Annotated in this window: 14 protein-coding genes; 6 read left to right on the top strand and 8 right to left on the bottom strand. The window is 37.2% G+C overall.

All coding sequences use genetic code 11. From position 1 onward, the window contains the following. The first annotated feature begins 36 nt into the window (after positions 1-36). Entirely contained in the window at positions 37-1,266 is a 1,230-nt protein-coding gene (locus IPO46_11505; protein ID QQS62698.1) for an ABC transporter permease, read from the top strand. 43 nt (positions 1,267-1,309) lie between these two features. Here the strand turns inward: IPO46_11505 and IPO46_11510 are convergent, their stop codons facing one another. After that, on the bottom strand, positions 1,310-2,686 hold the full coding sequence (locus IPO46_11510; GenBank protein ID QQS62699.1) for a cation:dicarboxylase symporter family transporter: 1,377 nt from the start codon (positions 2,684-2,686) through the stop codon (positions 1,310-1,312). 46 nt (positions 2,687-2,732) lie between these two features. Next, on the bottom strand, positions 2,733-3,584 hold the full coding sequence (locus IPO46_11515; protein ID QQS62700.1) for an endonuclease/exonuclease/phosphatase family protein: 852 nt from the start codon (positions 3,582-3,584) through the stop codon (positions 2,733-2,735). 216 nt (positions 3,585-3,800) lie between these two features. On the opposite strand from IPO46_11515, the gene IPO46_11520 reads away from it, so the two are divergent. Continuing rightward, entirely contained in the window at positions 3,801-4,619 is an 819-nt protein-coding gene (locus tag IPO46_11520) for a universal stress protein (protein ID QQS62701.1), read from the top strand. A 64-nt stretch (positions 4,620-4,683) separates the two neighbouring features. Here the strand turns inward: IPO46_11520 and IPO46_11525 are convergent, their stop codons facing one another. Next, complete coding sequence (locus IPO46_11525) at positions 4,684-5,151, bottom strand: pyridoxamine 5'-phosphate oxidase family protein (protein ID QQS62702.1); 468 nt, start codon at positions 5,149-5,151, stop codon at positions 4,684-4,686. A gap of 117 nt (positions 5,152-5,268) precedes the next feature. On the opposite strand from IPO46_11525, the gene IPO46_11530 reads away from it, so the two are divergent. Beyond that, entirely contained in the window at positions 5,269-5,706 is a 438-nt protein-coding gene (locus tag IPO46_11530; GenBank protein ID QQS62703.1) for a hypothetical protein, read from the top strand. On the opposite strand, the gene IPO46_11535 is transcribed toward IPO46_11530, so the two are convergent. Together IPO46_11535 and IPO46_11540 are read right to left on the bottom strand one after the other, a co-directional pair. Next, entirely contained in the window at positions 5,707-6,756 is a 1,050-nt protein-coding gene (locus IPO46_11535; GenBank protein QQS62704.1) for a response regulator, read from the bottom strand. It abuts the gene before it with no gap. Further along, the gene (locus IPO46_11540; GenBank protein QQS62705.1) at positions 6,753-7,997 is read right to left on the bottom strand and encodes a PAS domain S-box protein; all 1,245 of its coding nucleotides are present in this window, start codon (positions 7,995-7,997) and stop codon (positions 6,753-6,755) included. Before IPO46_11540 ends, IPO46_11535 begins: the two co-directional genes overlap by 4 nt. A gap of 59 nt (positions 7,998-8,056) precedes the next feature. Between IPO46_11540 and IPO46_11545 the strand changes: the two genes are divergently transcribed. From IPO46_11545 to IPO46_11555, 3 genes are all read left to right on the top strand, one after another. Then, a complete protein-coding gene (locus IPO46_11545) occupies positions 8,057-8,362 on the top strand; it encodes a hypothetical protein (GenBank protein ID QQS62706.1) in 306 nt (101 codons plus the stop codon). 494 nt (positions 8,363-8,856) lie between these two features. Continuing rightward, complete coding sequence (recN, locus tag IPO46_11550; protein ID QQS62707.1) at positions 8,857-10,512, top strand: DNA repair protein RecN; 1,656 nt, start codon at positions 8,857-8,859, stop codon at positions 10,510-10,512. A gap of 291 nt (positions 10,513-10,803) precedes the next feature. Continuing rightward, positions 10,804-11,616 carry an SDR family oxidoreductase gene (locus IPO46_11555; protein ID QQS62708.1) on the top strand — a complete coding sequence of 271 codons (813 nt, stop codon included), beginning with the start codon at positions 10,804-10,806 and terminating at the stop codon, positions 11,614-11,616. 110 nt (positions 11,617-11,726) lie between these two features. Here the strand turns inward: IPO46_11555 and IPO46_11560 are convergent, their stop codons facing one another. The 3 genes from IPO46_11560 to glgP all read right to left on the bottom strand — a co-directional run bounded on the left by IPO46_11560 (position 11,727) and on the right by glgP (position 14,238). Continuing rightward, positions 11,727-11,948: a DUF2795 domain-containing protein gene (locus IPO46_11560; protein QQS62709.1), complete on the bottom strand. Its 222-nt coding sequence runs from the start codon at positions 11,946-11,948 to the stop codon at positions 11,727-11,729. Between the two features lie 190 nt (positions 11,949-12,138). Then, positions 12,139-12,573 (bottom strand): acyl-CoA thioesterase, encoded by a 435-nt coding sequence (locus tag IPO46_11565; GenBank protein ID QQS62710.1) that lies wholly within the window; start codon positions 12,571-12,573, stop codon positions 12,139-12,141. 12 nt (positions 12,574-12,585) lie between these two features. Further along, entirely contained in the window at positions 12,586-14,238 is a 1,653-nt protein-coding gene (glgP, locus tag IPO46_11570; protein QQS62711.1) for an alpha-glucan family phosphorylase, read from the bottom strand. Positions 14,239-14,309: the final 71 nt, after the last annotated feature.

The following is a 14,309-nucleotide window of genomic DNA, read 5'->3' on the forward strand; positions in this document are numbered from 1 at the left end:
ATTCATTTACTTTTGAAAGGTACGAAATAAATTGTTTTGAACCTTTCCTTTTTCATTGCCCGTAGATTAGCTTCAGTAAAGCAACATTCGTTCAGCCGTTTTATTATTGGGCTTGCTATAAGCGCTACAGCATTAAGCGTGGCAGTAATGATAGTGGCTTTAAGTTTTGCCAATGGTTTTCAGCAGGTAATCAGCAACAAAGTTTTTAGTTTTTGGGGTCATATACGTGTGCAACAAAATTTGGGAAATGGCACGGTTCTCTCCGAAGAATATCCCAGCCCGGCCAACGATACCATAGAAAATTATTTAAAAAATTTACCACAGGTAGCCAGTGTAGAAAAGTACGCAACCAAATCGGCAATTCTAAAATTTAATTCCGATATTGAAAGTGTTTTGTTAAAAGGCATTGACCGAAATTTTCATTTTTCAAGGTTGCAGCCATTTTTACAATCGGGTAAGTGGCTTACTTTTCCCGATAGCGGATACAGCAACCTAGTAAACATAAGCACTTATACTGCCAACAGGCTTAATATAAAACCGGGTGATGAACTGCTGGTGTTTTTTTTTAGAGAAGACGGTACTAAAACCGCAAGAAAATTAACAGTTGCAGGCTTATTTAAAACCGGGCTTGAAGAGTACGATAAAAATTTTGCCATTGCCGATATCAACCTTTTACGCAGGCTCAACAAATGGGACAGTGCCGATATTGCCGCTTATGAAGTGTATTTAAAAGATTACCGGGAAACGGACAGTATGAACAATAAAATTTATGAAGAGCTGCCGCAAACCTGGTACAGCAGGAGCATAAGTGAAATATATCCCAATATTTTCGACTGGCTAAAGTTGCAATCGCAAATAAAAAAAATACTCATTGTAATAATGATTATCGTTGCGGTTGTAAACCTCATTACCTGCCTTATTATTTTGGTATTGGAGCGCATCCGCATGACGGGTGTTTTAAAGGCACTCGGCGCCAGCAACAATACCATAAGCGGGATATTTTTATACAACACTTCTTTTATTGCATTAACAGGTATTGTACTTGGGGCCGTACTTGGGCTAGCAATATGTTTTGCCCAAATGAAAACCGGGTTTATTAAATTAAATGAAGAAGCCTACTTTATTTCAACGGCTGCAGTTGCCATTAACTGCTGGCAGGTTTTCTTTGTGTGCCTTATTACCTTTATCGTTTGTATGCTTACTTTATTAATTCCTGCTTTGCTGGTGAGAAAAGTAAGTGTGGTAAAGGCAGTACAGTTCCGGTAAAATCATTTGTTTTAAAAATAGGTTGGCGTGCCAGAAAATCGAACTAAACCTCTGTAAAATTTTTTGCTTTTTCATCATCAAATTCACCTTCCCAGCGGGCAATTACCGTACTGGCCAATGTATTGCCTATTACATTAACTGAGGTACGGGCCATATCCATTAATTCATCTATGCCATATATTGCCATAATGGGCCAAAGCGGAAAATTGAAAGTAGAAGCGGTAGCAATTAATATAACCAGGGAAGCCCGTGGAACCGCAGCAACGCCTTTGCTGGTAAGCATTAGCGATAAACCAATTAATAGCTGGTGCCAAAAATCCAAATGCATATTTGCAGCCTGTGCTACAAATACCGATGCAAGGGAAAGATAAAGAGTTGTACCATCGAGGTTAAAAGTGTAACCCGTAGGAATTACAAAAGATACAATTTTTCGGGGCACACCAAAGCGCTCCATATTTTCCAGGGCAATGGGCAGGGCAGAGTCGGAACTGGTGGTGGCAAAAGCAATAGATACCGGTTCCCTAATTGCCTGAATGAATTTTTTTATGGGAATTTTGGCAACATACAATGCAATGGGCAGCAATACAAATAATAAAAATGCAATTAAAGCTACATAAAGCGTAAGCAATAATATTACCAGGTTTTTTAAAATATCAATGCCTAAATGCCCAACTGTTACTGCAATAGCGGCGCCAACTCCAAAGGGCGCAAAATACATTATGATGTTGGTAAACCTGAACATGGTTTCTGCTAAACTCTCCGCAAACTCAAGCATCGGTTTTTTCTTTTGCTCTTTGAGCATAGCCAGCGATATACCGAATACAACGCTAAACAATACAATTGGTAAAACATTGCCCTCATAAACCGATTTGATGATATTTTCCGGAAAAATATCAATAATATGGTCCTGCCAGGTTTTAGGCACAACATTGGGCAGCTCCGTAAGTAATGCCTTGGGAACCTCAATGCCTACGCCCGCCTGGGTGAGGTTTATAAAAATTAAACCTATGATTAAAGCCAGCGTTGTTACCACTTCAAAATATAAAATAGATTTCCAACCCATTCGGCCCACCTGCTTAAGGTTGCTATGGCTGGCAATACCAACCACTAAAGTGGAAAATAGTAATGGCGCAACAATTGTTTTTATTAACCTTAAGAATATTTTACTTAAAAATTGAAGGTTTTGCGAAAATGCCGGAAAGTCCACGCCAATTTCAATACCCATTGCCATGGCAATCATTATCCATGTAGTTAAAGATTTTTTAAACCATCCCCAAATAAAGAGGCTGGCAATAAAAATCCACCTGCTCCACATTAAAACAGCAGAAGAAATGGGCGTAACATACTCATGTAAAATATGCAATATTGCTACTATGGTAAACAGTAACAACGATAAAATGCCGGCCTTTTTTTTTGTCATAAATTGGTTTAATAAATATTGCTTTTAAGCTAAAGTTTGTTTTAAATTATAGTACAATACGGGCAAAAACGGCAAAATGATCTGATGCATACCTGCCCTGCCAGGTTTGTGAAATATTTGCATGTTTCAGCACTTTGGCTTTTCCTTTTATAAAAATATAATCTATAGGTTTATCGGAAATTTCTTTGGGCCCAAACGCCGTAAATGAACCCTGTGGGCCATAATGGGGAGCAGATGAAATATTTTTAGCATTAATAAAGTATTTTGAAGTGCTTTTGTTGAGTAAAATCTGTATAGGCCCGTCGTCTTCGGTACTGTTGAAATCACCCATTATAATTGCCGGTTTTTTTGCTGTGAGTGCAAATACTTTTTCTTTGAGTAAAATAGCGCTGTTTTTACGGGCTTCCCGGCCTATATGGTCAAAATGGGTATTGAAAACAAAAAATATTTTTTGAGTTTTAAGGTCTTTGAATTTTACCCAGGTTACTATTCTCGTAATTGCGGCATCCCAGCTTTTACTGCCTGGTATATCAGGCGTTAAACTCAGCCAGAAAGTTTTTGTATCTAAAGCCCTTAGCCGGGTACTATTATAAAATATGGCCGAAAATTCACCTTTTGTTTTTCCGTCATCCCGGCCAACACCAAGGTATTTAAAATGGGGTAACCGCTGCTGCAGGTCCTTCATTTGATCGTAAAGTGCTTCCTGAACGCCTAAAATATCCACATTATGAAACAGCACTTCAGATGCAACAAGGTCTTTACGGTAAGGCCATGCATCCAGGCTGTCCGATACCAGGTTGAGCCTTATATTGAAAGTCATAATATTCAATGAAGCTTGTGCCTGTATTTCAGTTGCAGTACATAAGAAAAAAATAAGTGTTATTATATTTTTTTTCATCTTTTAAAGATACCTGTTATTGATCAATCTCATAAACCATGTTGACCCTGGTCGTAAAATTAAGCTAATGAATAAAATAAATTTGAAATGTAAAATAATTTTCGGCAAATAATTTGCCACTTGATTTATGGGTTATGACAGGCGCAAATAATGGACGCCGGGCTTTAAAAACTCAAGGATGATGAGTTTTTGGGTAAACCACTTAAATAAATAATCATGAAAACAATTATTGTAGCAACAGATTTTTCAGACGCAGCAGAAAATGCTATCAATTATGCTGCAGAAATGGCACTACAGTTAAAAGCCAGGCTTATACTTTTTCATGCTTACCAAATACCTGTAGCCGTATCTGAAATGCCTATAGTTTATGATATGGAGGCGCTTATTGCAGATAATAAAAGACAACTTGATACTATTAAAGAAAGGTTGCAGGATGCAAAAGGGCCAGCATTGTTTTTGCAAACCGAGGTAAGTGAAGGCTCTTTAATAGGTTGCCTCAAAGATATTTGCGAAGATATGGAGCCTTATACTGTGGTTATGGGCTGCCATGGAACCACAGCAGCAGAACGGTTTTTCTTTGGGAGCAATACCGTGTACGCATTAAAGCATTTGCATTGGCCTATTATTGCCGTACCGGCAAATTTTGCTTTTGCCGGTATTAAAAAAATTGCCTTTGCCAGCGACCTGGATAAAGACCTTGCCAAAACTGCACTTGCCTTATTGAAAAACTGGGTTACTGATTTTATGGCAAGTTTACATATTGTAAATTTTGGCAAGCAGGAGCAGTTTTACGAAAATTCCGTATTTGCCTCAGGCGCTTTACAAAGGGAGCTTAAAGTGCTGGATCCTCAATTTCATTTTATAACAGGAGAGAATACAGAAGATGCAATTACCCAATTTGTGTTAGCTAACCAAATTGATTTGCTGGTTGTGTTACATAAAACTTATGGGTTCTTTGAAAATATTTTTCACAAAAGCCAGACAAAGCAATTTGCCCTGTATTCGGCAATTCCATTGCTGGTATTGCATGAATAGGGTGCAACAAAAGGTCTTTGGGATTTAAATTTAAAGAATGGCGTAATTATTCCATTCAATTTACTCACTGCTTTTCAAACCTTCCGCTTTTATTTTTTATTTTAATACGGTACATCACAGGTTTAACCCTGTTGCTATCATCTAATTTTACATTTACGCCATGTTCATGCGGATGCACTTTATTGCCAGTAGATAAGGGATAATTTTGGCTGTAAAATATATCCTTTGCTTCTTTCAAATCTTTACCTTTCAATTCTTCAAAAGTTCCATATACTATTACTCCTTGCCAGTTTTGCATGTTCATTACCATATCTACTTCAAAACATACTTTATTGTTTTTTCGGAGCATTTCCAGTTTTTTGCCTTCTGTCAATTGGCCGTAAATGTACTTGCCATCGTAGGCATAAGTTACCGGTACTATATAAGGTTGGTTATCAACGCTGCAACCCAACCTGCCCGATGCCTGGCTCATTAATAAGTTATGCATTTGAATTTCATTTAGTTCTCCCAGCATTTCTATTGTTTTTATCAAATTTAAAGCTTAAACTACCAGTATGCTGTGATAAAACTCATAAATATTACTGACGACGATTACCAATACAGGAAGGCATATTGGTTATTTTTGAAGGATAAATTTTAATTAATTAGAATGTCCATTAATGTAAAAAAAGAGAGCCTGGTAAAAGAAATCCAACAGCAATTTTCCATACTGTATCCATTTTTGAAGATTGAATTTTTAAAGAAAAGCCTTACCGAACGAAGAACGGTAAAGGGAATGTATGCCATGCCACATGAAATGTTTCATACCATATGCTCAGTAAATAGCTCGGGTACCATACCTGTAGATGAAAACTTAACCGTTGCAGAAATGGAAATGGGATTTAAAAAACAATTTGGCGTTAATATGCAGGTTTACCGTAAGTCGGGAAATGTATGGATTGAAACAACACTTACGGATAAATGGACCTTAAAAAAGCAAAACCAGGAAGGGGAACAAATGAGTAAACCGAATGTATCAGGAAAAGCAACTTCATCTGGTATAAGTTTTTATGACGAAAATAACCCACCAGGCCAGGAAACAGAATAGTTAGCAGGGCAAATCCCTTATTTTTTTTTCATTTATAATAATAATTTTCGAAGGTTCAAGGTTTATTAAACCTTCCGATTTAAAGTCGGCAAGGGTACGAATTAGCGATTCAGTAGCCACACCAATTAGTTGGGCAAGGTTTTCCCTGGAAAGTTCAGAAATGCTATTATCTGCTTTTTCATTGCGGTATTTCTCTAAAACCCTTATAAGGCCAAAGGCCACTTTTTTACGCAGTGAATTATAAGCCAGGTTGATTAAGGCCTCTTCTTTTTCAAATACATTTTTGGTGATGAGTTTTATAAAATGTTTCGAAACCTGTGCATCATTTGTAAACAGGGAAAGGAATTCTTCCCTTGGTATCAGCATTAAATCTGTTTCTTCAAGTGTATCGGCGTTATCGCTATAATTCCTGTCTTCAATAATGGCATTAAATCCAAAAAAATCGCCTTTGCTGAAAATATCGGTAATAAATTCTTTGCCGTTATCATTTATTTTATAGGTTTTTACTTTTCCGTTTACAATATAATATACCGAATGGGGCCGCCTGCCTTCTGCATAAATTTTTTGCTTTTTGGCCAGGCTTTGAATTTCATTGTTATCGGAAATGAGTTGCTGTTCGCTAAAAGTTGCGGCGGTATTTAAAAACTGGCTCACCGGGGATTGTGCCTGTATTTTTAAGGTTTCGTTTTTCTGGAGCCTTATTTCTATGGCTTTTAACAGTTCTATTCCGTCAAATGGTTTGGTGATATAATCATCTGCACCCATTTCCATTCCTTTTCTGAAATCAGACTTTTCTGATTTAGCCGTAAGAAAAATAAAGGGAGTGCCGTAAGTGTCGTTATGTTTATTTAATAAATGCAAAACGCCATAGCCATCCAGCACCGGCATCATTATGTCGCATACTATTAAGTCGGGCTTTTCTTTAAGTGCGGTTTCTACGCCGGTTTTACCTTCGGGCGCAGTAAGTACCCTGTAATTGGAAAGCTCAAGTATTTCGGCAATATTTTCCCTTACTTCATTATTGTCTTCTATTACTAAAATGGTTTTCATTTTGCTTGCTTGTAAGGAACCGTAAATGAAATGCTGGTTCCATTGTTTAATTCGCTGGTTAATTGTATTGATCCATTTAATAGCTCCAGGTACTTGCTAATAATGTGCAAGCCAAGGCCGGTTCCCTGTATATTGGCAGCATTTTTTGCCCGGAAAAAACGTTCAAATAAATGCTGCTGGTCTTCTTCTGATATGCCAATACCTTCATCTTGCACTACTACCGAAAATTTATTTTTTTCAAAAGTACAACTTATATGAATGGTTGCATTTTGTGGCGAAAATTTTATGGCATTGGAAATTAGGTTAAGCATGATATTTCTGAAAATATGCTTATCAATAGTTACCGGGCTAATGCCGGTATGTTGTAAAATTATTTGCTGGCCGGTTTTGCAAATGGGCATTGTTTCATCTATAATACCTTGTAAATATTGTATAAATACTGTTACACTTTCTGTAACAGTATTGGCTCTTACCAATCCTTCTTCCAGCTTACCCAGCGATAAAAAATCTTCCAGTATGTCCTTCATATCGGCTACGGCATCTTTAATATGGCGCAGGTGTTTTTTTCGCTTTTCTACTTCCTGGGTATCATTATATTTTTCCAGTAAATAGGCGGAGGAAAGGATGGTGCTCAAAGGAGTGCGAAACTCATGAGATGCCGTTGTAACAAACCTGGATTTTAATTCATTCAGATTTTTTTCATTTTCAAGAGAACGGCTCAGCTCTTCCCTGGAGCGCTCCAGTTGGTTGAGCGTTTCAATAAGCATTGTGGTACGGGCTTTTACTTTTTGCTCCAGTTCTTCGTTAAGTAATTTAATTTCTGTAGTAACCCTTTTTAATTCATCCCGCTGGTTAAGCACCATTTCTTCACTTTTTTTCCTGGAACTGATGTCAATAGAAAAGGCAATTACATAATGTTGCCCGTTATTGCTGTAGTAACCAAGGCTTATTTCTATGGGAAATTCAGCGCCTCCTTTTTTTCTGCCATAAAGGTCACGGCCTTCGCCCATACGCCGGGGGGAAGGATGGGTATAAAAATTGTTTCTTAATGTTTCATGAAATTTCCTGAACTGGTCAGGCAGGAGTATTTCTAGGGATTGACCAATAACTTCATTTTTGGAATAGCCAAACTGGGATTCGGCAGAAGGATTAAAATTGATGATTTTCCCCTGGCTATTGCTAACAATAATGCCTATTGTAGCATGGTTAAATAAAGCCTCAAATTCTGTTGTGCCGCTCATTCAAATAAATATCACCCAATATAAGCAAAATATTTACAGCTGCAGAAAACGATAATTACATGAGTAACCTTATCAGGCAATATAACAAGATTACTACAGAGATGCCAATGGAAACAAACAAAGTGGGAATAGTTATTTTGGTTGGCATTGCCGATAAGTTAACTGAAAGTACCGCTGTTCCAGCAATAATTATGATCAACCATAGTGCAAAACTATTTCCGGATAAAATAATGAGCATAGCAGTTAAAGGAATGATGCCGCCAATATATCCCAAAATAGAAAACCCAATCCATTTTATTTTACTGGGCTCTTGTAAATCACACCAGTTTAAAAACCTTGAAATGGCGCCTCCATTGTTTGAATGAGAAGGTAAACTGCCTGATGTTATTTCATTTTGCATATTATATATATTTAATAAAACCAAATTTATACCATTTACAAAAATAACAGGGATATCCGTTAAAAAAAAATATGATTTTTTTTGTAAACGGAATGTGGATTAATAATGAATTTAAATAAAATAAAGAATATCATTTTAGGAAATGGTTTTATTGCGAAAGAAAAGATAATACCGGAATGCCCGGTATAAAAAAAGAAATGAATGGGATAAGTAGATTTTTTTTTGATTATTTCAAACACGCAAAAATAAATGTAAATTCCTGGTTACCATATCTTTAAAAGGTAAGTTTCTTTAGAGTTTTAGCTGGTTGCTAAACAAAAAATGGCATTGCTGCATTTAATTCAGGTTGTTTTTAGTATACTATTTATTTTATGAAGAAAATAGGATTAACAGAATAAAATTATCTCCTGTAAATAAAATTCTTTTGTGCCGCTTTAAATTTCCTAATTTGCTTTTCAAATGCTGCAAAAATTATCTATAAGCAATTACGCAATTATTGAAAACCTTGAGCTTGATTTTTTTAATGGCTTAAGTATTATTACCGGCGAAACAGGCGCAGGCAAAAGTATAGTAATGGGTGCATTGGGGCTCATACTGGGCCAAAGGGCAGATAGCAGTGTGCTGCAGGATACATCGAAAAAATCCATTATTGAAGGGGAGTTCCTTGCAACAGGAAATAAAGCGATACAATTATTTTTGGAACAAAACCATCTGGATCATGAAAATACCCTTTTGCTAAGGAGGGAAATTGCCGCCAACGGAAAATCGAGGAGTTTTATTAACGATACACCCGTAAACCTATCTCAGTTAAAAATGCTGGCTTCTCTGCTGGTTGACCTTAACCAGCAATTTGACACACTGGAACTAGGCACTGAAAACTTTCAGCGGGAAGTATTGGATGCGCTTGCAGGGAGTAGTATTTTACTTGCAGGGCTTAAGCAAAAATTTGCTCAATATACCGGGCTTAAACAGGAGTTAAGCAGGCTTCAGGCTCAGCAGGAAATTGCAGCTAAAGAAGCAGGTTATAACCAGTTTTTATTTAACGAACTGAACGAAATTGCTTTGAAAGAAAATGAGTTGGAAGAGCTGGATGCAGAATTAAAATTGCTGAGTAATGCCGAAAATATAAAACAGCACCTGCAAACAATTTATTTTGATTTAAAAGACAGCGACCAGCCGCTTGTACAACAAATTAGAATACTATCGCAAAAAATACATGCACTGCAAACTTATCACCCGGCGCTTAAAGACCTTGCACAGAGAACACAAAACAGCTTTATAGAATTACAGGATATTGCAGCCGAGCTCGAAAGGATAGAAACAACAATTTCCTACGATACCCAAAGGATACAAGTAATTAACGACAGGCTTTCTGCAGGATATAAATTACTGAAAAAGCACGCTGTAAAAGAAACTTCAGCCTTGCTAGATATTCAAAATAACTTACAGCAAAAGTTAAACAATGAGTTAAATATTTCCTTCCAAATTGAAGAAAAATTAAAAGAATCCGAAGCATTGTTTGCCTCTTGCAATTTACTTGCCGGCCAGCTTTCTCAAAAGCGCAAAGCACAGGTTCAACCATTGGTAAACAATGTAAATAAGTTGCTTGCACAGGTGGGTATGCCCAACGCAAGGCTTAAAATTACTGTAGAAGAAGCCAAGCTTTCCACTTGGGGAACGGATACCATAATTTTTTTGTTTGATGCCAACAAAAGCTCAAGGTTTGAGCCCTTGCACAAAGTGGCCAGTGGTGGCGAACTGAGCCGGCTTATGTTGTGCGTAAAATCGCTGGTAGCCGAAAAGCTGGAATTGCCAACCTTAATATTTGACGAAATAGACACCGGCATCAGCGGCGAAGCTGCAAAGCAGGCAGGTATCATCTTAAAAAAATTGTCTTCTTTAAGGCAGGTAATTGCCATTACCCACCAACCACAAATTGCGGCAAAAGCTTCGGTGCATTATTTTGTTTTTAAGCAGGAAAAGAACAATAAAATTGCAACGGCAGTTAGAAACCTGAATAATGAAGAACGTATATTGGCTATTGCTCAAATGCTAAGCGGTGAAAAGCCAACAGCTGCCGCACTGGAAAATGCCAGGGAAATGGTAAGGAATTGATGAAATAAAATTTAAAAACCCAATTTGTTTGCCGGTGAACAGGGCTCAGGTATTTTTGATTTTATTGCTGGCGCTGGTTTTAGGTTATGTAGTACATAAACTCATCAGGCATTTTATTAATCCAAGGGTATCGCCTGCTCATTTTATTTTGTATTTACTGGCACATTTTATAGCCATTTTTATTTTATCTTACTGCATAAATTTATTTACGATTAAGGTTTTTGCTGTTTTACTTTGCAACTTTAGTTTTACTTTTATATTATTCTAAAGCATTTTTAAAATTTTACAACCATGTCTTATAACCTGCTTAAAGGAAAAAAGGGAATTATTTTTGGGGCCCTGGATGAAAAATCCATAGCCTGGATTACTGCAATACGCTGCCACGAAGAAGGCGCCCAAATTGTACTCACAAATGCACCCGTAGCCATGCGTATGGGCGAAATAAATAAGCTGGCAGAAAAAATTAATGCCCCGGTAATACCCTGTGATGTAAGCAGCAATGATGATGTCAATAACCTTATTGAAAAATCAAGGGAACATTTTGGGGGAAAATTTGATTTTGTGCTGCATTCCATTGGTATGAGCTTAAATGTACGCAAAGGAAAACATTATACGGAAATTGACTATGGCTTTAATGCCAAAACCCTCGATATTAGCGCCATGAGCCTTCACAGGGTATTAGCTACCTGTATGCAAAAAGATGCTTTAAACGATTGGGGCAGCGTAGTGGCATTAACCTATATTGCTGCACAAAGAGTTTTTCCTGATTATAACGAAATGGCTGATGCTAAAGCATTGCTGGAAAGTGTAACCCGGAGTTTTGGTTACCATTATGGCATAAAAAAGCAAGTACGCATTAATACTATTTCTCAGTCGCCAACCCGTACAACCGCAGGCAGCGGTGTAAAAGGCTTCGATGGCTTTATTGCTTATGCAGAAAAAATGAGCCCACTGGGCAATGCATCCGCAATGGATTGTGCTAATTATATTGTTACCATGTTTAGCGACCTTACAAAAATGGTTACCATGCAAAACCTCTTCCACGATGGTGGGTTTTCTTATACTGGAGTAACACAGGCTGTAATTGAGCAAATGGAAAAATAAGGATACAAATTTTCAGCAAGCCGGTTTTCCGTTTAAAATTTCATATTATTAGCGATGCATCTTAAAAAAAAACACCCCGGAATTCCCGGGGTTGTTGCTATATAAATAATTTAATACTCATCTTCATTAAAGAAAAAATCTTCCTGGCTGGGGTAGTCGGGCCAAATATCTTCAAGGCCTTCATAGAGGTCACCTTCATCTTCCAACTCCTGCAGGTTTTCAATTACTTCAATAGGCGCCCCACTGCGAATGCTGTAATCTATCAATTCATCTTTTGTTGCCGGCCAGGGTGCGTCTTCTAAATGTGAGGCTAATTCAAGTGTCCAAAACATCTTTTGTAACGTTTAATTTTTTGCAAATGTAGAGTTTACAACGAAATAACCAAAAGTGTTTTTTAACATGCCTTTTCCCTTGATTATCAATTACTGATGAAAAGTAAGTTGAATACACTCTTTTAATAATTCAAAAAGTGTGTAAAATTTTATAGAACTAGCCAAAATATGCAATGGATAAACCCTTCATTTATTTTACAAAAAAATCTACTGTTTTTTGAGTGTTTTCAAAAAGGGAAATTACAGGTTCTGGAGGCGCTGTAAGTTTGCGCAGCTGGGTATCCATCCATGCACCTTCTATATTAATAGTAGCGCTTAAAATGTCATCGTTTTTGAAAATTTGGTGCTGCATTCCCCACCGGGCACCGTTTTTAGAATACCAGCTTATTTTTAAGTTGATGCTTACCTTATCTTCAAATTTCAGTTCCCTGCGAAAAGTACAATCTTCCTTTAATAAAATTGGACCAATATTATTTTCAGTCAATAGCGCTGTAGATATTCCATTTTCTGTTAAATAAACCATACGGCAAAAGGCACCAAAATCGTAATACTTTGAATGTAATACATGAAAATTAGGGTCAAGATCGGCCCAGCGAATTTGTATAGGCAGGTTAATTTCTATCATCTTTTTGGGCAACTAAATATATAAAAGTTCATAGTATTCTTTAACCATCCGGTTGCTATCAAACTGCCATCTCACATCACTCATACCATTTTTAATAATTTGTTTCCACACCGCTTTGTTTTCGTAATAAAGCGGCAAAACCTGGTTTTCTATAATGTCAAATAATTTTTCTTCGTCGTATTCATCCTGTTCAAATACCGACATTTTTTCATAATCGGTTGGCGTAATTAAAAATCCGTTGTTGCCATGGTTTATAAATTCGCATATCCATCCATCGTTGGTACTAATATTTACAGATCCATTCATGGCTGCCGTCATGCCACTGGTACCGCTTGCTTCCCTCGGTACCCTTGGGTTGTTAAGCCATAAATCTGAAGCTTGTTTTAACCTTTTGCTAAGCGCCAGTTCATAGCCAACGCATACTGCCATATTATTATGTTCTTTGCTGAGGTTTACCAGGTTATTAAATTCCGAAATTGCCGGGTAATCCATTGGGTAAGGTTTGCCAGCCCATATTATTTGCACCGGGTGTTTTTTGTTATCCAATAATTTTTTAAATCGGTCATTGTCCTCTGTAATTAATTCTGCACGCTTATAACCAGCAAATCGCCTTGCCCACACAATGGTAAACACATCCGGGTTAAACAGCTTGCCGCTATTATCAGCTACAATATCAAATGCCCTTTTTTTCAAAAAACGTTTACGGTCATCAAAAGCCTCTTCGTTGTTATTGTCCATATAATGGTACAATTGCTTATCGGCCCAGTAATGCCAGTTTTGTGCGTTGGTTATAGATTTTATTTCGCAAATGTTATCATATTTACCCCACATTTTACGGCTCACCTCGCCATGCAACTGGCTTACGCCGTTGGCTAATTTTGAAAAACGTAAAGCCGCAAGTGAATGATTGAATAAATCATCTTCCATGCCGGTGAGTTTTCTTACATCCTCAATAGAGAAACCGTAAAAATATCCCATCTTTTCGCAAAGATGAATATCGTGTTTTTCATTGCCGGCTTCTTCCGGTGTATGTGTTGTGAAAACCATGTGTTTTTTTACTTCATCTTTACTGCCAAATTTTTTGAGCAAATAAAAAGCAGCGCTAAAAGCATGGGCTTCGTTGAGGTGGTAAATTTCCGGGTTAAAATTGAGTAAATCCACCAATTTTGCTCCGCCAATACCCAATAAAATAAATTGGGCAACTTTTGTGGCTACGTTGGCATCGTATAGCCGGTGACAAATTGTTTGCGATACAAAATCATTCTCCGGCAAGTCGGTACTTAGTAAAAAAAGCGGTGCCGATTTAAATGTTTCGGGGTTTAAGTATAAGGCTTTTACCCAAACCTGGTGACCATGAATGGGAATTTGAAATTTTATACCAGTATCTTCCAGGTAATTATATATTTTTTCATTCCATTGCACCTGCAAAGTTTGATCGGGATTACGGGCCTGATCGTAATAGCCATATTTCCAAAGAATGCCAATGCCAATTAAATTTTGCCTAAGTTCGTAAGTACTGCGTAAATGGGAGCCGCTTAAAAACCCCAGGCCACCGCTATATATTTTTAAAGGTTGGCTAATGGCAAACTCCATTGAGAAATAAGCTACTTTCTTCTGGTATTTGGTATCAATAGAATAGGGAACCTGAAACTCATTAAAATTCATACTGCTAAAAAATTTGCCACAAAATAACTGCTATTTCTCCAAAAAAAAGAGCATTTTGGCTAAAATGTGTA

Source organism: Chitinophagaceae bacterium (assembly GCA_016699815.1).
Lineage (GTDB): Bacteria > Bacteroidota > Bacteroidia > Chitinophagales > Chitinophagaceae > Ferruginibacter.

Coding starts and splice junctions, on each gene's coding strand:
- IPO46_11520 (QQS62701.1), top strand. CDS start 3,801: ATGAAAACAATTATTGTAGCAACAGATTTTTCAGACGCAGCAGAAAAT.
- IPO46_11530 (QQS62703.1), top strand. CDS start 5,269: ATGTCCATTAATGTAAAAAAAGAGAGCCTGGTAAAAGAAATCCAACAG.
- IPO46_11515 (QQS62700.1), bottom strand. CDS start 3,584: ATGAAAAAAAATATAATAACACTTATTTTTTTCTTATGTACTGCAACT.
- glgP (QQS62711.1), bottom strand. CDS start 14,238: ATGAATTTTAATGAGTTTCAGGTTCCCTATTCTATTGATACCAAATAC.
- IPO46_11545 (QQS62706.1), top strand. CDS start 8,057: ATGAGTAACCTTATCAGGCAATATAACAAGATTACTACAGAGATGCCA.
- IPO46_11510 (QQS62699.1), bottom strand. CDS start 2,686: ATGACAAAAAAAAAGGCCGGCATTTTATCGTTGTTACTGTTTACCATA.
- IPO46_11565 (QQS62710.1), bottom strand. CDS start 12,573: ATGATAGAAATTAACCTGCCTATACAAATTCGCTGGGCCGATCTTGAC.
- recN (QQS62707.1), top strand. CDS start 8,857: ATGCTGCAAAAATTATCTATAAGCAATTACGCAATTATTGAAAACCTT.
- IPO46_11535 (QQS62704.1), bottom strand. CDS start 6,756: ATGAAAACCATTTTAGTAATAGAAGACAATAATGAAGTAAGGGAAAAT.
- IPO46_11560 (QQS62709.1), bottom strand. CDS start 11,948: ATGTTTTGGACACTTGAATTAGCCTCACATTTAGAAGACGCACCCTGG.
- IPO46_11540 (QQS62705.1), bottom strand. CDS start 7,997: ATGAGCGGCACAACAGAATTTGAGGCTTTATTTAACCATGCTACAATA.
- IPO46_11555 (QQS62708.1), top strand. CDS start 10,804: ATGTCTTATAACCTGCTTAAAGGAAAAAAGGGAATTATTTTTGGGGCC.